This window comes from Halobium salinum, assembly GCF_026586625.1.
GTDB lineage: Archaea > Halobacteriota > Halobacteria > Halobacteriales > Haloferacaceae > Halobium > Halobium salinum.
This window is the reverse complement of sequence record NZ_JAODIW010000005.1, coordinates 323392-343285: the sequence shown is the minus strand read 5'-3', so window position 1 is coordinate 343285 and position 19894 is coordinate 323392. Positions and strand designations below refer to the sequence as shown.

General features: G+C 67.3%; 15 protein-coding genes and 1 pseudogene. 8 read left to right on the top strand and 8 right to left on the bottom strand.

What is annotated here, in order from left to right; genetic code table 11:
* Positions 1-24: 24 nt before the first annotated feature.
* Positions 25-1227 (top strand): matrixin, encoded by a 1203-nt coding sequence (locus N5095_RS03025; protein WP_267620926.1) that lies wholly within the window; start codon positions 25-27, stop codon positions 1225-1227.
* Between the two features lie 98 nt (positions 1228-1325).
* On the opposite strand, the gene N5095_RS03020 is transcribed toward N5095_RS03025, so the two are convergent.
* Entirely contained in the window at positions 1326-2354 is a 1029-nt protein-coding gene (locus N5095_RS03020) for an LLM class flavin-dependent oxidoreductase (protein ID WP_267620924.1), read from the bottom strand.
* Positions 2355-2486: 132 nt separating this feature from the next.
* Here N5095_RS03020 and N5095_RS03015 point away from each other — a divergent pair, with 132 nt between their 5' ends.
* The 4 genes and pseudogenes from N5095_RS03015 (at position 2487) to N5095_RS03000 (ending at position 6157) form a co-directional block, all read left to right on the top strand.
* The gene (locus N5095_RS03015) at positions 2487-4175 is read left to right on the top strand and encodes a methyl-accepting chemotaxis protein (RefSeq protein ID WP_267620922.1); all 1689 of its coding nucleotides are present in this window, start codon (positions 2487-2489) and stop codon (positions 4173-4175) included.
* On the top strand, positions 4172-4900 hold the full coding sequence (locus N5095_RS03010) for a G protein-coupled receptor family protein (RefSeq protein WP_267620920.1): 729 nt from the start codon (positions 4172-4174) through the stop codon (positions 4898-4900). The genes N5095_RS03015 and N5095_RS03010 overlap by 4 nt, the downstream gene beginning before the upstream one ends.
* A 222-nt stretch (positions 4901-5122) precedes the next feature.
* Positions 5123-5611, top strand: a pseudogene (locus N5095_RS03005) (VOC family protein); the annotation flags it as partial.
* A gap of 87 nt (positions 5612-5698) precedes the next feature.
* Positions 5699-6157: a PaaI family thioesterase gene (locus tag N5095_RS03000; protein ID WP_390202549.1), complete on the top strand. Its 459-nt coding sequence runs from the start codon at positions 5699-5701 to the stop codon at positions 6155-6157.
* Between the two features lie 40 nt (positions 6158-6197).
* Here the strand turns inward: N5095_RS03000 and paaK are convergent, their stop codons facing one another.
* From paaK to N5095_RS02970, 6 genes are all read right to left on the bottom strand, one after another.
* Complete coding sequence (gene paaK, locus N5095_RS02995) at positions 6198-7484, bottom strand: phenylacetate--CoA ligase PaaK (RefSeq protein WP_267620918.1); 1287 nt, start codon at positions 7482-7484, stop codon at positions 6198-6200.
* A 66-nt stretch (positions 7485-7550) separates the two neighbouring features.
* Positions 7551-8327, bottom strand: a complete 777-nt coding sequence (locus N5095_RS02990; RefSeq protein WP_267620916.1) for an ABC transporter ATP-binding protein — start codon at positions 8325-8327, stop codon at positions 7551-7553.
* The gene (locus N5095_RS02985; RefSeq protein WP_267620914.1) at positions 8320-9258 is read right to left on the bottom strand and encodes an ABC transporter ATP-binding protein; all 939 of its coding nucleotides are present in this window, start codon (positions 9256-9258) and stop codon (positions 8320-8322) included. Before N5095_RS02985 ends, N5095_RS02990 begins: the two co-directional genes overlap by 8 nt.
* The gene (locus N5095_RS02980) at positions 9258-11237 is read right to left on the bottom strand and encodes an ABC transporter permease (protein ID WP_267620912.1); all 1980 of its coding nucleotides are present in this window, start codon (positions 11235-11237) and stop codon (positions 9258-9260) included. The genes N5095_RS02985 and N5095_RS02980 overlap by 1 nt, the downstream gene beginning before the upstream one ends.
* On the bottom strand, positions 11238-12497 hold the full coding sequence (locus N5095_RS02975; RefSeq protein WP_267620910.1) for an ABC transporter substrate-binding protein: 1260 nt from the start codon (positions 12495-12497) through the stop codon (positions 11238-11240).
* Positions 12498-12787: 290 nt separating this feature from the next.
* Positions 12788-14239 carry a PQQ-dependent sugar dehydrogenase gene (locus N5095_RS02970; protein WP_390202547.1) on the bottom strand — a complete coding sequence of 484 codons (1452 nt, stop codon included), beginning with the start codon at positions 14237-14239 and terminating at the stop codon, positions 12788-12790.
* Between the two features lie 955 nt (positions 14240-15194).
* Here N5095_RS02970 and N5095_RS02965 point away from each other — a divergent pair.
* Positions 15195-16403 carry a Cdc6/Cdc18 family protein gene (locus tag N5095_RS02965; protein ID WP_267620908.1) on the top strand — a complete coding sequence of 403 codons (1209 nt, stop codon included), beginning with the start codon at positions 15195-15197 and terminating at the stop codon, positions 16401-16403.
* A 745-nt stretch (positions 16404-17148) separates the two neighbouring features.
* Here the strand turns inward: N5095_RS02965 and N5095_RS02960 are convergent.
* Positions 17149-18180, bottom strand: a complete 1032-nt coding sequence (locus N5095_RS02960; protein WP_267620906.1) for an NAD(P)-dependent alcohol dehydrogenase — start codon at positions 18178-18180, stop codon at positions 17149-17151.
* A gap of 258 nt (positions 18181-18438) precedes the next feature.
* On the opposite strand from N5095_RS02960, the gene N5095_RS02955 reads away from it, so the two are divergent.
* On the top strand, positions 18439-18777 hold the full coding sequence (locus N5095_RS02955) for a hypothetical protein (protein WP_267620904.1): 339 nt from the start codon (positions 18439-18441) through the stop codon (positions 18775-18777).
* Positions 18778-18782: 5 nt separating this feature from the next.
* Positions 18783-19367 (top strand): cyclodeaminase/cyclohydrolase family protein, encoded by a 585-nt coding sequence (locus tag N5095_RS02950; protein ID WP_267620902.1) that lies wholly within the window; start codon positions 18783-18785, stop codon positions 19365-19367.
* Positions 19368-19894 lie beyond the last annotated feature (527 nt).

The following is a 19894-nucleotide window of genomic DNA, read 5'->3' as shown; positions in this document are numbered from 1 at the left end:
GTATCGGGACGACAACCCCACAACATGAATCGTCTGGGCGTCCCCCTGCTCGTCGTGCTGGTCGTGCTCGCCGGCTGTGGCGGAGCCGGCGGGGGGGCGCTCCCCGAGGGTGACGACGGAGCGGACGACGCGACGACGGCCCAGGCGACCAGCGCCGACGTGACCACCGACCGGAGAGCGACCGCCGAGCCCGCGGCCGAGTCGACGGTCGAGACGGCGACCGGTGGACCGGGAGCCGACTCCGGTACGGACGCTTCCAGCACCGAAATGACCGCGGGCACGAGCGGGCCGACGAGCGAGACGGCGTCCGCGGGAACGGGGACGCCCGCCGGGAGCGCGTCCGTCGACGCCGACAACCCCTGGGGCCGGCAGGTGCTGACCGTCGGGGTCGTCGACGCGACGTCGACCGACCGGGACTACGTGGCGCTCGTCCGGACGGCAGTCGAGTTCTGGAACACCAACGGGCAAGCCTACGGCGCCTACGACGCACGGTACCAGCTCGATCCGGACGCGACCGACCCCGACATCGAGGTCCGGTTCGTCGACCAGGTAGAGTCCTGTGGGCGCGACGAGGGGGAGAACCTCCTCGGCTGTGCACCCAGACTCGACGCCGACAGCCGGGCGCCCCAGCCGGTGACGCTCCGCATCGAGGCCGGATACGACGACGAGACAACCGTCGAGGCGGTGAAGCACGAACTCGGTCACGTTCGAGGGCTCACCCACGACGACGAGCCGGTGTTCATGCGCGCCTCGCGCGTCGCGTACACCCTTCCCCAGCCCGACGCCGTCGACCGCGACTACCCCTGGAAGACGTCGGCCTTCACCGTCTACGTGGACGACTCGAACGTCTCGGCGGCCGACCGGGAGACGTTCCGTCGGCAGGTCGGACACGCCCTCGCCTACTACGAGGACGGGCCGGCGGGGTTCCCGTCGAACGTCTCGTTCACGCTCGTCGACGACCCGGAGCAGGCCGACGTCGTCGTCCGGTACGTCGACGACGGCGGCGAGGCCGCCTCCCGCTCCTCGACTGTCGGCACCGACCCCGACGGGGACGGTGCCATCGAGTACCGCACCGGCGCGACCATCGAACTCCGGAACCTCGGTGTAGACCGGGCGGGGTACCACACGGGCTACTGGTTGGGGCGGCTCCTCGGAGCCGACCGCGACTCGGAGCTCCCGGAGCCGTTCCGCACCGACGCCGACCCCACGAGCGAGTGGTGGACGTGAGCGGCCGGTCGACGGTCCGAGGGGGGTAGCCTGCCGACGTCGACGCCGTCACCGAGGTGTATGAGGCCGACGCCATCACCACCTCGACGTCGACGTCGTCACCGGGCCGTGAGACCGACGCCCTCGGCCAGTAGCTCGTGGGACCGGAGCGCATCCTCGTGGTCGCCGACGACGTGCTGAATCATCACCTCGTCGACGCCGACCCGGTCGGCGAGCTGTTCGAGCAGGCCGGTGAGCGTCTCGGGGCTCCCCGAAATAGCCCGCGGCCACTCGTCGGCGTCGAGCGTGGCGGGCGTCGGCTCCGGAACGTCGCCGAGTTCGTCAATCGCCTCCTCGACGGAGGGCGTAGTGCCCACCACGCCCCGTTGCATTCGCTTGTAGGAGGCCTCGGCCACCGCCCGCTGGCGGGCCGCCGCCTCGTCGGTCTCCGCACACACCGCGTTCACCGCGACCATCCCCTCCGGTTCGTCGACGCCGGCGGGGCTCCCCGACGCGTCGAACTCCTCGCGGTACGTCTCGAAGGAGTGCGCGGCGAACCCGGGGCGGATGAACGCCGCGAAGCAGTACCGCAGCCCGAGGTCGGCCGCGAGCGCCGCGCTGGACGGACTGGACCCGAGCAGCCACGGAACCGGCGGCGCCGCGCCCGAGCGCGGGACAGACAGGTCACCGTAGGCGTGGTCGTCGGGGTACTCGTCGTAGAGGTGCGAGACGACCGCCTCGACCTTCTCCGCGTGGTCCTCGTCGGGATTTCGGGTGTGGCGGTCCGTCCCCAGCGCCTGGTCGGACGCGGGCGAGCCGTTGGCCCGACCGAGGCCGGCGTCGATTCGGCCGGGCGCGAGCCCGTCGAGCGCGCCGAACGCCTCGGCGACCTTGAACGGGGCGTAGTGGTTGAGCAACACCGCTCCCGAGCCGAGGCGGATGGAGTCGGTCTCGGCGGCGAGGTGGCCGAGGAGCACCTCGGGAGTCGTCCCCGCGAGGGTGTCGGCCATGCCGTGGTGCTCGGCCACCCAGAAGCGGGAGTAACCGAGTCGTTCGGCCTGCTTGGCGGCTTCGACGGTGTTCGCGTAGGCGTCGGTCGCGGTGCCGCCGTCCGGAACCGGCGAGAGGTCGACGATGGAGAGGTCCACGTCGGTGGCCGGGGACTGCGGGACATAACGGTTCGGAAAGCGGGCCCTCGCGGAGGGCCGAAACACTCGGATTATCAGCCGTGAATATCATCCCGGTACGTTTATCTACAAAAGATATTCAGTTGACATTCGATGAGCATACTGTCGTACGTCGGGGCGAGATACACCCGTCGAATCGCCGGGGCGCTGGTCGCCACGGCGGCCGTAACGCTCGGCTTCGCCGGCGTATACGCGCTGCACGCGAGCCGAACGGCCGAGGCGGGTGTCGGTGGGGTCGTCGCGCTGTCGCTCGTCGTTGTCATCAACGTCGGGCTCGTCGGGGTCGTCGTGGGCGGGAACGTCGGCCTCGAACTGAACCGCCTCATCGCCGCCGCGACGCGGATGCAGGCTGGAGAGCTCGACGACGCGGCGGTCGAGTCGGACCGTACCGACGAGTTCGGCGAACTCGCGACCGCCTTCACCGAGATGCGCGACGCGCTCCGGACGGCCTTCGAGGCGTCCGACGACGCGCGCGCCGAGGCGGAGGCGGCACGAGCGGACGCCGAGGCGTTCAACGAGGAGCTGCTCGACCACGCGACTTGTATCGCCGAGTTGATGGAGCACGTCTCCGACGGCCGCCTCGACCGGTCCGCACCGACGGACACGGACGTCCGGGCCATCGACGCCATCGGTCGCGCCTACGAGGAGATGACGACCGACCTCTCCGGCACCGTCGTCGGAATCCGGGCGTTCGCCGACAGAGTCGACGAGGTCGCCACGTCCGTCCGGGAGGACGCGACGGCCATCGAGCACGAACAGCGACAGTTCGCGACCGACCTCCGGACGCACGCCGAGTCCATCGTCGAACAGGCGGACGAGCTCGACTCCGTCACCGACGAGGCCGCACAGTTGTCGGCGGCCATCGAGGAGATAGCCTCCACGTCGGACGGGGTCGCAGACCAGGCGAGCCACGCGGCGGAGCTGAGCGACGGTGGCACGTCGCGGGCGGCGGAGACCGTCGACGCGATAGAGGACCTGGAGGTCGCCATCGGCACGCTCGCGGACATGGTCGACGCGCTCGACGCTAGCATGAGCGACGTGGCCGAGTCGACCGCCACCATCGAGGAGATATCCGAGCAGACGAATCTCCTCGCGCTCAACGCGAACATCGAGGCCGCACGCGCCGGCGCGGACGGGGACGGGTTCACCGTCGTCGCCGACGAGGTGAAGAGCCTCGCGGAGGAGACCCAACAGCAGTCCGACGGCATCGCTTCGGTCGTCGAGCGGACCCGCTCGGAGTTGGACGCCGTCATCGAAGAGATGCGTACGGCCGAGTCGGAGATCGACGTGAGCATCGAGGCCGCGACCACGAGCGGCGAGACGTTCGAACGGTTGGACGAGTCCGCCGCGGACGTCGAGCGGTCGGTCGGTGAGGTCGCACGGGCGACTGAGGACGCCGCCGCCCGCACGGAGGAGGTGACCGCGACCGTCGACGAGGTCAGAGAGAGCGCGCGACGTGTCGCCGAACGCGGGCGGGACATCGCGGACGCCGCGGAGGCGAACGCCCGGACGCTGAGCGAGATGCGAGACCGTGCCGAACGACTCACCGTAGCAACCGAGGAACTGCAGGGCGAACTGAACGAGTTCACCGTCGCCGACGGGGTTCGGTCGGGCCGCACCGGGGTCGATACGTCCGCCGGGGCGGACGGCCCTGCGTCGGCCGGCGTGCCCGACTCGGCACGCGCGGCAGATTCGGGTGACACGTCGGGTTCGGGCGACGCGTCCGATTCCGGTGACGCGCCCGTGGCCGGCGCCGTCGCGACCGACGGAGGAGAGCGATGATTCCGTCGACGGACCTCTACTTCGGGGCCGCGGTCGTGTACGGCGTCCTGTTCGTCGCGTTCGTCGCGTGGCTCCGTCGACTGGAGGGGGACGGGAGGCGACTCTGTGCGCTCGCCACCGGGCTGGTCGGCCTGTCAGCCGTCGCGTACACCATGATGTCGACCGGCGCCGGGATGATTCCCGTCGCGGGGGGTGTCGTGGACGCGCCGAACCTGCTCGACGACACGGCCACGTACGCGGGGATGTACGGACTCGCAGCGGTGCTGGCCGGCCCCTCGAAGCGGTGGATCGTGGCCGTGTCCGGAATCGTCGCCGCCCAGCGACTCGCGTTCGAACTCCCTTATGCGGGTATCGTAGGAGGAACCGGCGCGCTCGCGGCCGCCGGGGTCGTGGTCGTCGGCTGGTTCGTCATCAGCGGCATCTTCGCCGGACCCATCTGGCGAGCGGCACGGAACCAGCCCGCGAAGCGCCGGCTCGTCCACTGGAAATGTCGAAACCTCGTATTGTTCCTGTTCGCGACGCTCATCGTCTACGCGATGCTCGCGCTCTCCGGGGTACTGACCGAGTTCCTGAACACCTCGCTCAACCTCTACATCGACCTCCTGATGCGGGTCGGCGTGACCAGCTTGCTCTTCGTGAACGCCGGGAGTCTCGGCGAGGACGACGGACGCGGCTCTACGTCGTCGGTGGTCTCGCCGGCACCGGCCTCCGCGACCGGCGAGTGACGGTTCAGTAGTCGGTCACGTTTCGTCCGGTCGGCACGAGCAGTTCTCGGCCGCCCGTACTCCGCACTCGCCGTGGCATCTGCGGCCTCCGTACCTCGCAGTCTTCAGCTTCTCCGCGCTCCCCGCGGCTTCCGCCTCTTCGCACTCTCCGTTCCCCCCAGTCGGCTATAGTCGACTGAGACCCGGGGGAAGAACTTAACGTGGGGCGGGCGACCTCGGTGCATGTCATCGACACCCACGCTCCGGCTGGACCACGTCGGCGTCGCCGTCCAGTCGGTCGCCGAGGCGGAGCCGGTTCTACTCGCGCTCGGTTGTGAGCGGACCCACCGGGAGGTCGGCCCCGGCGGGTCGTTCGTCTGGGCGACCTACGAGTTCGAAGCCGGGAGCGCGTCGCGACTCGAACTCGTCGCGCCGGTCGAGGAGGGCGAAGGCGGCGCCGACGGCCCCATCGCGGCCTTCCTCGCGTCGAACGGCCCGGGCCTCCACCACGTCACGCTGGAGACGGACGATATCGACGCGGCCGTGACGGCGGTGGCGGACGCAGGGTTCGAGACGGTCGACTACGCGGAGCACGAGGGGTGGACCGAGGCGTTCGTCTCGCCACGGAACCCCACCGGAGCCCTCTTCCAACTGATGGAGTACCACGAGGGGTACGCCGACGAGCGGGGCGGTCCCGAGCACGCCTACGTCGGCGGCGAGCGGTTGGGAAGCGCCACCGGTTCGGGCCCCGACTCGGAGTCGGGCGTCGCCGCGACGGACCTCGAAACCGAGGGCGTCGGCCCGGAGACGGTAGAGCGCATCGCCGGCGACCCGTTCTGCGCCCGCCTGGGAATCGAACTGCGGTCGCTCGGCCCCGGCCGGGCGACGACCGCGCTCGACCTCGACGAGGGGCTGACGAACTTCCACGGGACGCCCCACGGCGGCGCGGTCTACTCGCTCGCGGACGCCGCCTTCGCGGCCGCGTCGAACAGCCACGGCGAGCCGGCGGTCGCCCTGGAGACGAACGTCTCCTACCTCGCGGCGGCCGACGTGGACGGGACGCTCGTCGCTCGCGCGCGGGAGACACACCGGACCAGACGGACCGCCGAGTACGAGGTCGTGGTCGGCGAAGAGTCCGCCGGAGCGGGTGACGGCGAGGAGGGGGGACGACTCGAGGGCGACAACGAGAGACGACCCGAGAGCGGAAACGGAGACGGGGAGGGGCGAGGTGAGGAGAGGCGCGTGGCGACGTTCCGCGGCCGAGTGTATCGGCCGTAGGGCCGTAGGTGGCCGGTTTCGGGCTCGCGTGCGGCGGTCGCTACCGGTGGTCGTACACCCGCTTCACCTTCCCGACCTCCGTGCGCTCGAGGGCGCCGGGGTCGACGACGTCGAGCGAGTCCGGCGACACGTCGAGCACGTCCGCCAGCCGGTCGGCGACCTCCGCCCGGAGCTCCTCGGGGGTGCCGTCGTACGACTCGTGGTGTTCGACGGTGATTTCCATGCGGTCGAGTTGATTCTCCCGGCGCAGGTCGATTCGGTAGTGAGGAGCGACGGCGTCGAGGTCGAGCATCACCGCCTCTATCTGGCTCGGGTAGACGTTCACCCCGCGGACGATGAGCAGGTCGTCGGCCCGGCCGGTGACGTTGTCCATGCGGACCGCGGTGCGGCCGCAGTCACAGGTGTCGTAGGTCAGGGAGGTCATGTCGCCGGTCCGGTAGCGGAGCACGGGGAGGGCCTCCTTCGTCAGCGTCGTCAGGACGAGTTCACCCTCCTCGCCCTCGGGCACTGGCTCGCCGGTCTCGGGGTCGACCACCTCGGGGAGGAAGTGGTCCTCCCAGACGTGCAGTCCGTCCTGTGCCTCGGCGCACTCGATGGAGACACCCGGGCCGATGATTTCTGAGAGACCGTACACGTCGACGGCGGTCACGCCGAGGGCCGCCTCTATCTCCTCACGCATCGGGTCGGTGAACGGCTCGGCGCCGATGACGACCCGCGACAGCGGGAGGTCGCGGATATCGACGCCGCGCTCCTCGGCGCGCTCGGCGAGGTAGAGACAGTACGACGGCGTCGCGGAGAGCACGTCGCTCCGGAGGTCCTGAAGCAGGTCGATTTGCCTGCTCGTGTTACCGCCGCCGACGGGGATGACGCAGGCACCCAACTCCTCGACGCCGTCGTGGAAGCCCAGTCCGCCGGTGAAGAGACCGTACCCGTAGGCGTTCTGGACGACGTGGTCGTCGCGCACCCCGGCGGCGTACAGCGACCGGGCCATCACCTCGCGCCACACCCCGAGGTCGGCGTCGGTGTAGGCGACGACCTTGGGCTTCCCCGTCGTCCCCGAGGAGGCGTGGATACGGGAGACGTCGTCCCAGTCGACGGCGAACAGCCCGTCCGGATACTCCTCGCGGAAGTCGCCCTTCGTCGTGAACGGGAGCTTCGTCACGTCGTCGACGCTCCCGACGTCCTCGGGGGCGACGCCGGCCTCGTCGAGCCGTTCCCGGTAGAAGGGGACGTTCTCGTAGGCGCGCGAGACGGCGTCCCGGAGCCGCTCGTCCTGGAGGTCGCGAAGCGCCTCCCGTGGGGCGGTTTCTATATCATTATAGACCATGCGTGAATACGGCGCGCCGACCGATAAATAGGTTCGGACGGCGGTGACCGCACCCGGGTCCGGCGGTTAGACCCCTACACCCAGGTAGCGGTCCATCACCGACTCGTCGGCGCGGAGCTCCTCGGGCGTCCCCTCGTAGACGATGCGTCCGCCGTCGAGGACGTAGACGCGGTCGGCCAGGTCGAGCGCGGCCGCGACGTTCTGCTCGACGAGGAGGACGGTGACGCCGTCCGCGTTGGCCTCGCGGACGATGTCGGCGACGCGCTCGACGATGAGCGGCGCGAGCCCCTCCGTCGGCTCGTCGAGCAGGAGGAGGTCGGCGCCGGCGACCAGCGCCCGACCGACGGCGAGCATCTGCTGTTCGCCGCCGGAGAGGTCGGTCCCGCGGCTGTCCCGACGGCGGTCGAGGTTCTCGAAGGCGTCGAACACGTCCTCGATGGAGCGCCGGTTGGCGGCGTCGCCGCCGCCGTAGCTCCCGACGGTGAGGTTCTCCTCGACGGTGAGCCCGGGGAACACCCGCCGCTCCTCCGGGACGAACCCGATTCCCCGTCGTACCGTCTCGACCGGGCCGAGGGTCGTCACGTCCTCGCCGGCGTACGTCACCCGACCGTCGGTCGGCCGTACCTCGCCCATGATGCTCCGGAGCGTGGTCGTCTTGCCGACCCCGTTGCGTCCGACGAGGGCGACGATTTCGCCGCGCGGGACCGTCATGTCGACCCCGTCGAGCACGCGTGTCTCGCCGTAGCCGGCTCGGAGGTTCTCCAGTCGGAGCAGCGGGTCGACGTCGGCTGACGCGCGGTCGGCGGGTCGGGCGGCGTCAGAGGGCGGGTCGTCGTCACTCATCGGCGACACCTCCGAGATAGGCCTTCCGGACCTCCGGGTCGGCGGCGACGGCGTCCGGCGTGCCGGTGACGAGTTCGGAACCCCGGTCGAGCACGGTGATGCGGTCGGAGACCCGCATCACGAGGTCGATGTCGTGTTCGATGAGCAGGAGCGTGCGGTCGGCGAGCACCTCGTCGATGAGGTCGATGGTCGACTGCGTCACCTCGCGGCTCATCCCCGCGGTCGGCTCGTCGAGGAGGACGACCTGCGGGTCGGTCGCGAGCACCAGTCCGAGTTCGAGCCGGCGTCGGTCGCCGTAGGAGAGCGCCCCCGCGCGCTCCTCTGCCCGGTCGGCGAGGCCGACCCGTTCGAGCGTCGCCGCCGCCCGCTCGTTCACCTCGTCGAAGGCGTCGGTCGACCGAAGGTAGCGCTCCCACGCGGAGAGGTCGGTCTCGACCGTCGAACGCGCCGCGATGCGGACGTTCTCCTCGACGGAGAGCCCGCCGAAGACGTTCGTTATCTGGAAGGAACGTCCGATGCCGCGCCGGACCCGCTCGTGGGGCGAGAGCGCCGTGACGTCCTCGCCGTCGAGGACGACGCGACCCTCGGAAGGCGAGAGCGCCCCCGAAATCAGGTTGAACAGCGTGGTCTTGCCGGCGCCGTTGGGTCCGATGACGCTCCGGAACTCCCCGCGGTCGACCGCGAGGTCGACATCGTCGACGGCGACGAGTTCGCCGAACCGCCGGGTCAGTCCCTCGGTCCGGAGGACGGGGTCGCCGCCGAGGTCGGGTCTCCCGTCCGGGGTGCCGCTATCGGCCGTCGGTACGTCGGTCGTACTATTCGTCGTCGATGCGTCCGTCGTACTATCGGCCGTCGACGCGTCCGTCGTACTATCGGTCGCCGTACTATTCGTCGTCGATGCGTCCGTCGTACGTTCGTCGTCTGTCGACATCAGTCGCTCACCTCCGCGTCCTCCGCGATGGTCTCGCCGCCGCCGGAGCGGCGGTCGATTCGACTCGCGACCGTCTCCGGCAACGAGACGAGCCCCTCGGGGACGAAGATGACGAACGCCACGAAGAGGAGGCCGAGGGCGCCCTGCCAGAACTCGCCGAGCGCGACGAGCAGCGGGCTGCCGGCGTTTGTCAGGCTCAGGAGCACGTCCTTGACCACGAGGTAGACGCCGGCGCCGAGCATCGGGCCGTACAGGGTCCCCATGCCGCCGAGGATGGTCATCACGATGACCTCCCCCGAGAGAATCCAGGCGAGAAACTCGGGTGCGACGCCGCCGGTGAGCGTCGCCGACAGCCCGCCGGCGAGTCCCGCCAGCCCGCCGCTGACGACGAACGCCCGGCGCTTGTAGGCGGTGACGTCGTAGCCGACGAACGCCGTCCGGTCCTCGCTCTCCCGGATGGCCTGGAGCACGCTCCCGAACGGTGCCCGGATAAGTCGCCGGGCGAGCAGGTAGCCACCCACCGCGGCCGCGAGCGCGACGTAGTAAAACAGCTCTACGTCGCCGACCAGTTCGATGCTCCGGACCGCGGGGCCGCCGACCAGACCGTACGTGGGGTCGAACCCGCCGAAGATGCCGTCCGAGCCGCCAGTCCACCCGAACTTGTAGACGGCGCTGTGGAACAGCTCCGCGAACGCGAGCGTGATCATCGAGAAGTACACCCCCGAGACGCGGATGGAGAGGTGGCCGACGACCCACGCGACGGCGGTGCAGACGGCGATGGCGACCGCGAGCGCGACCCACAACGACGGAACGAGGTTGACGACGACGAGCACCGTCGCGTACGCCCCGACGCCGTAGAAGAGGACGTGTCCGAGCGAGACCAGTCCCGCGTACCCCATCACGAGGTCGAGGCTCAGTGCGAACAGCGCCCAGACGAAGATGGAGACGGCGAGCGTGTTGACGTAGTACGAGGGGAGTCCGACCAAGAGGGGAACGACGGCGAACGCCGCGACGAGCGCCGCGCCGGCGCGTCGCCGCAGGGTCGAGTCGAAGACGCCGCCGCCGCTCACCGTCAGCAGGTCACCTCCCTCGTCGGCGCCGGCCCACTCGGGGTTGCCGAACAGCCCCTGCGGTCGGACGAGCAGGACGACGATCATCAGGAGGAAGACGACGAGCCCCTCCAGGACGGGGACGTAGCTCCGGACGAGCGTCTGGACGACGCCGACGGCGAGTCCACCGACGACGGCCCCACGGAAGCTCCCGAGTCCGCCGAGGACGACGATGATGAACGCCGGGATGATGACCGAGTCGCCCATCCCCGGGCTGACGCTCTGTCGGCCGGCGATGACGACGCCGCCGACCGCCGCCAGCAGCGCGCCGAAGGCGAACACCAGCGTGTAGTAGCGGTCCACGTCGATGCCGAGGTTCCGGACCATCCCGCGGTCCATCGACCCCGCGCGGATGATGAGGCCGTACTTCGTCCGCGTGAGCGCGAGCCACGTCCCGACGGCGATGAGCAGGCCGACGCCGACGACGAAGTAGCTGTACACCGAGTAGCCGTACCCCAGTATCTCGACCGTCCCGCGGAGGACCGGCGGCTTCGCGAACTGGTAGGGCTGTGGCCCCCAGACGAGTTCGACGACGTCCTTGATGACGAGGACGAGCCCGAAGGTGAGCAGGATGTGATACAGTGGGTTCCGCCCGTACAGCGGCCGGACGGTGAATCGCTCGACGCCCGCGCCGACGACCGCGACGAGCAGCGGCGCGACGAGCAGCGCCACCCAGAACCCGCCGGGGCCGGTCGCGATGGCGACAGAGAGCGCGAAGTACGCCCCGAGCGCGAAGAACTCGCCGTGGGCGAAGTTGATGACGTCCATCACGCCGAAGACGATGGAGAGTCCCGCCGCTAACAGGACGTACACCATCCCGATGGTCAGCCCGTTCAACACCTGGTCGAACAGGGCGCCTGCGGCCGCCATCTATCCGAGGTCGCAGCCCAGCTCCGAGCAGGGCGGCAGGGCGTCCGTCCCCTCGACCTTCTGGAGGGTCTCGACGCCCGGGAGGTTGCCGTTCCCCTCGACGACCTCGCCCATCCACGTCGGGTTCGTCGCCTGGTGGTCGCAGTCTCGGAACCGGTTCGGGCCGAAGATGGTGTCCATCTCCATGCCCGGCAGCTGTTCGACGACGTCCGTCGGCTCGGCCGACCCGGCCGCGTCGACCCCGCGGACGGTCATCCGGAGCGACTCGTAGCCGACTCGGGCGAAGTTGTCCGGGTCCTCGTCGTGCTGGCTCCGGTACGCCTCGACGAACTGCTGGTTGTCGCCGGTGGTCAGCTTCGGCAGGTAGCGCACCCCGCCGTACGTGCCGACCGCCGCGTCGCCGAGCGCTCCCCGGACGGTCTGGAACGTCATCGTCGGACTCATGATGTTCACCTGGTCTTTCAACCCCTGTCCGTCCGCCTGGCTCACGAAGTTGATGAGGTCGCCGCCGGTCATCCCGAGCACCGCCACCTCGGCGTCGGAGTTGGCGATCTCGCTGATGAAGGAGTCGTAGTTGCTGGCGCCGAGCTGGGAGCGGGAGGTGCCGACCACCTCGACGTTCCCGTTTGCGTCCTGCATCCGGCTCCGCACGCGATTCAGCACTGACTCCCCGTAAGCGTAGTCGGCGATGTGGAACCAGACCCTCGTGCCGAGGTTGTTCGCCGTGTACGCGGACACCGCCTCCGCAATCTGTGCGGTGTTGGTCTCGGTGCGAAAGACGAACTCGTTGCAGGCCTCCCCGGTGATGGGGACGGCGGCCCCGCCCGGGTTGTAGACGATCTCCTGCTCCGCCGCGAACTCGTTGAGCGCGAGCGCGACGGAGCTGGATATCGCCCCGAAGAGGTACGTCGCCCCGTTCCTGTTGACGAGCCGCTCTGCCTCCTGGACCGCCGCCGTCGAGTCCGTCTGGGTGTCCCCCGTCACCGTCTCGACCTGCGTGTCGAACGCGTCGCTGTCGTTGATGTGTTCGACGGCGAGTTCGGCGCCGCGGCGCTGGTTCGGACCGAGACTGCTGTACGCCCCCGACATCGGGTTCAGCAGCCCGTAGGTGACGGTGTTCCCACCGCCGCCACCGCCGATGGAACCGAGACAGCCACTCAGTCCGGTGACCCCCGCTGCGCCGGCCGCCGCGAGGAACGCCCGACGGCCGGACCGACTGCGGCAGTGGTTCCGGTTCTCCTCCGTGTCATTGTCGACCATACCGCACCCTTGAGACGGACTATAATTAATGATTGGTATCGTTACTCCCGGAGGCGGAGTGCGCAAAACCGGAGACGGACCGGGGGTCGGCGAAGGTCGACGCGACCGAACTGCGGGCCGTATCGGTCACAACCGGACTACGGTCGCGGTCGGACCACGGGTGGTGTCGGTCGCGGCCGAGCCACGAATCGTGCTGGTCGTGACCGCTACGTAGGTCGGACCGGCCGCGGCTGTATCGGTCACGCGAACTACCGTCCGCTTACCGAGGGGGACCTGCGTTCATGGCTGACTCACTCGCCGGCGACGACCCGGTAGACTCCGCTTTCGCCGCTTCCGCCCCCGAGCACGTACAGTTCGCCTCGCGGGTCGCGCCCGAACGAGAGAACCCGCTCGAGCGTGCGCTCGCCACCCTGGACGTCGAGGGCGCGGACCGGCCACAACCCTCCCTCGGTGCCGTCCCTCCCGTCAGTGCCCGTGCCGACATCCGGAGGCGTCGCGACGAACAGCCGACCGTTCGCGTTCAGGTCCGCGAAGACGTACCGTCCGCGGAGACCCGGTACCGCGGACCCCCGGTAGACGTACCCGCCGATGACCGAGATGCCGCTCACCTCGCCGCCGGAGTGGGGATACTCCACCACCGGGTCGAGGAGGGGCTCCCCCCCGCGCACCGAGTCGGGCGTCCGGTCCGGACAAGACTCGCGACGAAGGCAGTGGGTTCCCTCCTTGACGTTCCACCCGTAGTTCCCCCCCGCCCGGACCAGGTCGACCTCCTCGAACCAGCCCTGACCGACGTCCCCGACGTAGAGGTCCTCGCCGTCGAAGGACATCCGCCACGGGTTCCGGAACCCCCAGGCGTAGTGTTCGTCCAGTCCGTCGGTGCCGACGAGCGGGTTGTCCTCGGGAATTCCGTACGGCTTCCCGTCCGAGCGCGAGTCCACGTCGATGCGGAGGATGCTTCCGAGGAGGTTCTCCGTCACGTCCTGTCCGTTCCCCCCCGGGACGGGGTCGTACCAGTCGTCGACGTGGCCCCGACCTCGGTCGTTCCCGCCCCCGCCGTCGCCGACCGCGACGTAGAGGTAGCCGTCGGGACCGAACGCGACGTCGCCCGCGTTGTGGTTACGCTGTGGCTCCGGAATCTCGAGGAGCGTCCGCTCGGAGTCCCGCCGGACGGTACGCCCGTCGGCGGCCGCCTGGAACTCCGCGAGAACGAACGTGTGGCTGTAGGCGGACGGTGTTCCCTCCCGTCGAGGGGCGCTGTAGCGGACGAACAACCGGCGATTCCCCGCGAAGTTGGGGTGGAGCGCGAACCCAAGTAATCCCTTCTCGCCACCGAACTCGAGACTGTCCCGGAGGTCGAGGAACGGTCCGTCTCGGAGTTCGCCGGACTCGTACAGGGAGACGACCCCGGACTGGTCGACGACGTACGCGCGGTCGGGAGAGTCGGGAGATGTGTCGGGTGGAAACACGACGGCGACCGGAGCCTGGAATCCGGTCACCAGCGGCTCGAGAGCCACGGACTCGGGGACGGACGGGCCAGCGTCGGTACCCCCATCGTCGGCCGTCTCATCGGTGGCCGGAGACGACCCGGTCGTCGAATCGTTCGTCTCCGACGACTCGGCGGCCCCGTCACCAGCGTCAGCCGAGGGAGCGACCGACTGCGAGCACCCTGTCAAACCGACGAGACTCCCGAGCGTCGCGACTGCCGAACCGCGCCGGAGGAACGACCGCCGCGTGGGCCCCACGTCCACGTCTTCGTCCTGGTCCGCGTCCTGGTCTGCGTCCGCGTCCGGAGACCGAGTACGGCTCCGTAGTCGCCCGTGGGGTCGCCGACGACCGGACTGTCGAGGGGAGCTCATGCTCGGTAGATGGCTTCTGGACGGTAATACCTGCTCCCCACGGCTCTGGCGACTCATCAGTCGAGACAGCCGGATAGTACGGCAGACAGTCGGCGGACCGCGCGGCCGGTCAGCTTGGGGAGCAGTAGTCGGACGGGAGAAACCACGCTGTCCGAACCCTCGTCGGGAACAGTCGGTGAGGGGAACCCCCCTCACACCGAGTGAATTCGAGGGTGTGACCGACTACCGTGTTTACACTCGGTCCGAGGGGTGTGACCGGTTGGGGGGAGAACTACCTCCGGACTCGTCCCTACACGCCCACCCCTCGGACCGAGTGTAAACGATGACTGGTCGGTGGGTGGAACAGGAGGAGAGGAAGACGACGAGTTGAAAATAACACACACCCCCCTCATACCGAGTGTAAACGGACGAACGGGTGGGGGGTGGCGGAGCCCGCTCGACTGATTTTATTTAAACCAACCTCACGTTTGTTGACGTGATATCTCATACCCGGTTAGAATACCCTCAACTGGTTCCTATCCACTATTATAATATGTTATTATCCTGTATAGTAAAGTATATATTATATGGGATAGCCCTTCACATCGACTATAGAGCAAATCGGTTAGTAGCGGCCGTGAGAGCGAGTAGAATTCGGGTTTTACACTCGGTTTGAGGGGTGTGTCGTCCGTTTCTCTCTCCCCCCCTTCTCACCGTTTTCACTCGGTCTGAGGGGGGGGAGGGTGTCTGACGCGAATCGCAACCGAGACGCTCTCACGACTCCTACTTCTACAGAACGGTCCGTTTTCACTCGGTGTCGGGTCCGATAGCTTTATACGAATCTCCGAGGACGTGTGAACGAATGACTGACTCGGACTCCGACCTCTCGGACTTCACGGACGACGACCTCTTTTCGACGGGTAACATCTTCGCCCGTCGGGAGCTCCTCCGAGTCGGTCACGTCCCCGAACGGGCCCGAATCGTCGGCCGGGACGACGAGATGCAACGTGTGGGGAAGGCGTTGGGGCCGGCGACACAGGGCGGACCGCCGCGAAATCTCATCATCTACGGGAAGACGGGGACGGGGAAGTCACTCGTCTCGCGACACGTCTCACGCCGGGCGCGGGACCGGGCGGAGGAGAACGGCGTTCGGTTCGTAAGCGTCTACATCGACTGTTCGGACGCCGACACCGAGACTCGGGTCGCCCGCCGGATGGCGCTCGGCGTCCGGGACGAGGTCGACCCGTCGCTGCACATCCCGACGAGCGGTCTCGGCGCCTCCGAGTACTACCACTACCTCTGGAACCTCCTCGAGGCGGTCGACGTGTTCGTCGTCATCCTCGACGAGATCGACAAGCTTCGGGACGACGAGGTCCTCATGCAGCTCTCCCGAGCGGAGGAGTCGGGAAAGACCGACTGCTACGTCGGCGTCATCTCCATCAGCAACAAGATAGAGTACCGCGAGCGGCTCAACGAGCGCGTCAACTCCAGCCTGCAGGACAGCGAGTTCGTCTTTCATCCCTACGACGCGGCACAGCTGAAGGATATCCTCGAGAACCGCCGCGACGCCTTCCAGGCGGACGTCTTGGAGGACTCCGTCATCCCGAAGACCGCCGCGCTCGCGGCGCGTGAACACGGGGACGCCCGGAAGGCGATCGAGATTATCTACGAGGCGGGGGCGCTCGCGGAGGGACAGGGCGACGCCCGGGTCACCGAGTCCCACCTCGAGGACGCACAACGGGAGGCGGAGGTCAACCGGTTCCAGGAGCTCGTCGCCGGCTCGACACCACACGTCAAGTACCTCCTCCGCTCGCTCGCCATCCTCACCCAGAGCCGTCCCACGAAGGACATGTTCTCGACTCACGACATCTACCAGCGGTACAAACAGCAGGCCGAGGCGGAGGGTTCGGAGCCCATTACCCAGGACCGCGTCTACCGACTCCTGAAAGAGCAGACGTTCCTCGGTGTCACCGAGAGCCACCACACCGGCGGCGGTCGTGGACAGGGGAGCTACCTCGAGCACCGCCTGATGCGCGACCCCGAGATCGTACTCGACGCACTCGATGGGTGAGCGGTGTACCTGATGAGTGAGAGCCGTATTCGACGAGCAAGAGCCGCGTTCAACGGGTGAGCGAGTCTGCGGTTGGTCGTGAGAGAGAAAGAGAAGGACGCACCCATGTACACGCTCATGTCCACGGACCCCCCTGTACACGCTCACGTCCACGGACCCTCCGACGACGGCTCTCTGTGGAGGACCGACCCCTCGGCTCCCGGTACCTCGACGAGACCGTCACTCCGGCCACTGGTGCGACGGGTATCGCCCAAGCAACACTTTTAATCGGACAAAATTTCGTGCCACCCGACTCTGACTGTAACGAGATACGAACAAACACCGGCTCCGAAACGAAATATTCGATATTCATATAAAACGGACGCTACCGACGCAAATACGTCGAAAAACGGCACATAATCTCTCTCGATAGTATTCGAGCTATACTTCCGACACTCGACCGTGAACACGAGAGAGTCTCTGGACGATATGCGGCCGATGGTCTCCTCCAGTCCGTTCAACCGACAAGAACGGCGACAAGACGGTCAACGTGGAGACGTCCTACGAAGAGAAATTTCACAACCAAGCCTCACTCTCCGTACCGGGAATAACTAAAAAAATCTAATGTTTTCTATCATCCTACTACGGCCAACCCGGACGACGTAGTCGTCCCGAAACGGGACACCGTCCGTGTCGGCGCGGCGGTCTTGGGGGTCCGGGCTCCCGACACCGACACGGCCGTCGTCGGTTCCGGACGACCGAGCACTCACGAATCCAGCGTGATCATCCCTTTGATTACGTCCGGGTCCATCGCCCGTCGGAACGCGTCGTCGACCTCGTCAAGCGTGGATTCGAACTCGACGATGCCCTCGACGTCGACTACGCCTTCAGCCAGCAGGTCGATCGCCGTCGGGTAAGTGTTCTTGTACCGGAACGAGCCGAGGACGTCGAGTTCGTTGTCGATGATGTCGAGTACGTCGAGAGGAACCGTCGCCTCGCTGGCGAGGCCCACGAGGACGACGGTGCCACCACGTCGGACTACGTCGACGCTGGTCTGAACGGACGACGCCGCACCGGAGGCTTCGACCACAACGTCGACCCCGGCGCCGTCGGTGTACTCGTCGACGGCCGCCTCCAAGTCGCCCGCCGCGGCGTCGACGGCGAGGTCGGCCCCACGCTTCCGGGCGAAGTCCAGCTTCTCGTCGACCACGTCGGTGACGATGACGTCGGTCGCGCCCGCCGCCCGGGCGGCCTCCATCACCAGCAGTCCGATAGGTCCGGCACCGGCCACGAGGACGGTGTCGCCCGTTCCGACGTCGCCGCGCCGGCACGCGTGGATGCCGACGGAGAGCGGCTCGCAGAGTGCCCCTTCCGTGGTCGAGACGCCGTCGGGGAGCTCGTATGCGTAGTCGGCCGGCCACGAGACGTACTCGGTGAAGGCGCCGTCGTGCGGCGGCGTCGCCATGAACCGCACCTCCTCACAGAGGTGGTAGTCGCCGTGTTTACAGTGCGCACACCGGCGACACGGAACGCCCGGTTCGAGGGCGACGCGGTCGCCGACCTCGTGTGTGGTGACGTCCTCGCCGACCTCGACGACCTCTCCGGCACTCTCGTGTCCGAGGACGAGCGGGTTCTCGACGACGTAGTCGCCGATGCGACCGTGCTCGTAGTAGTGGACGTCCGATCCACAGATTCCGACGTCCCGCACGGCGACGAGCACCTCGTCCGGTGCCGGCATCGGCCGAGGACGGTCCTCGAGTTCGAACTGGTGCGGTTCGACCAACACTGCGGTTCGCATACTCCCGAATTAGAAGGTACCGTCACTAATAGCTACGGTACGTCGTGGCGTGTTCGACCACTCTACCGTGTCGCCCCGGGACCTGTTCGACCACTCCAGCGTAGCGTCACGTGACCGTTCACGCTCGAGTCGGGCGAGCGTTCGGAACAAGCGGCAATGCAAATACCATTCGAAGTAGCACTACTCGAAGACTGAACCGACGCCCGCACTCGATAGTTCCTTAGCTTCAGAGGCGTCTCGGTCGGGTGTCGGCCTTACGTGATTACAAACACGTTCGGAACGCTCGTAGTGCCTATCACGTTCGGAGAGCACGGGTTGTTCGGAAAGTGCGGCCTGTTCAGAAAGTACAGCCTGTTCGGAGGACGAGTCACGTCGAACGTCTCCGAAGAGGACCCGATAAACGCCGAATCCCTCCGCCAGCAGACGGCCACGGCGGCGGTCGACAGTTCGGCCGTCGGTGGTGTCGATTTTCTCAGTGGCTCGTGGCTCCCCTGCCACTTGAGCGCACAACCCATTCCTATCAGTACACGAGACATCTCGGCCAACCGGACCGGGTCGAGGTGCGGAGAAACACACATACTTCACCGGGCCGAGTGATCGCTATGAGCTACGGTGACGAATCAATCGACGACTTTCTCGACAGCGTCGCGTCACAGAAGGTGACCCCAGCAGGGGGCACGGCCGGGGCGCTCGTCGGCGCTATCGGCACGGCACTCTGTGAAATGGTGTGCATACACACTGTCGGCGGAGACGAGCACGGAGACGGAGCAGACGAATTGGCCGAAGTACGGAAAGACCTCCAATCACAGCGGGAGTTCCTTCTCGAACTCTCCAACAGAGATGCGGAGGTTGTCGACGATCTGTTCGGCGCGAATCGTGACGAGACGGATCGGAGCGTCACGATGAAGAGGGCCACGGGAGTGCCGCTCACGATTGCTGAGGCGTGCCTGTCCGTCCTCGAGCAGGCGGCTGTCGTGACCGAAAAGGGCAACAGGAACGCCGCCCCCGACGCCGGAACCGGCTCGTTTTTCGTGCATTCTGCACTTCGAGCGTCCGTCTTCACCGTGCGGACCAATCTAAACCATCTCTCGGACCCAGCGTTTACCGAACAGATGGAGACCCAGGCAGCCGATATCGAGCGATCAGCCGATATCGCGTTCGAGCGAGTGCTCTCGAACATCGAGTGAGGTTGCTATCGCTCTCGCCCAGAGACGTCGGAGTCCGACCCCCGTGTCGGGGCCGTAATTAACCGGAATCGCCCTCCTCGGGTACGAATCCGACGACGGCCGTACTCGGCTCAGGTTCGTAGTGACGATTTTACTGTCTGCCGACATCTACCGACGGACTGCGTCCAGTTGGTCTCTGCAGCCAATACCCGTCCGTCGAGCGCTTGGTTCAGTCGGTACGGGTTGTAGCAATGCCTGTTTTACACAAGTGATTAGCGAGCGGTCGGGGGACTTCCACCTACGAGTCGTGGAATTAACCGGCTCACGTCTTCGATACACCAATCGGATTTTACGTGTGGTTCGAGGGATAAAGCGACTCAGCCGCTCGGCATCTCTCGGAACCACATCGATTCGGTCTATCTTTCGACACGCTACAATAACAACGATATACCAGTTATACCCACGATGCCGTGCTGAAAGACGGCAGTCTCTAAACACCAAAGTCGGCGGATTCTCCTGTACTGTCTCCCGATTCGGACTCCGACTCG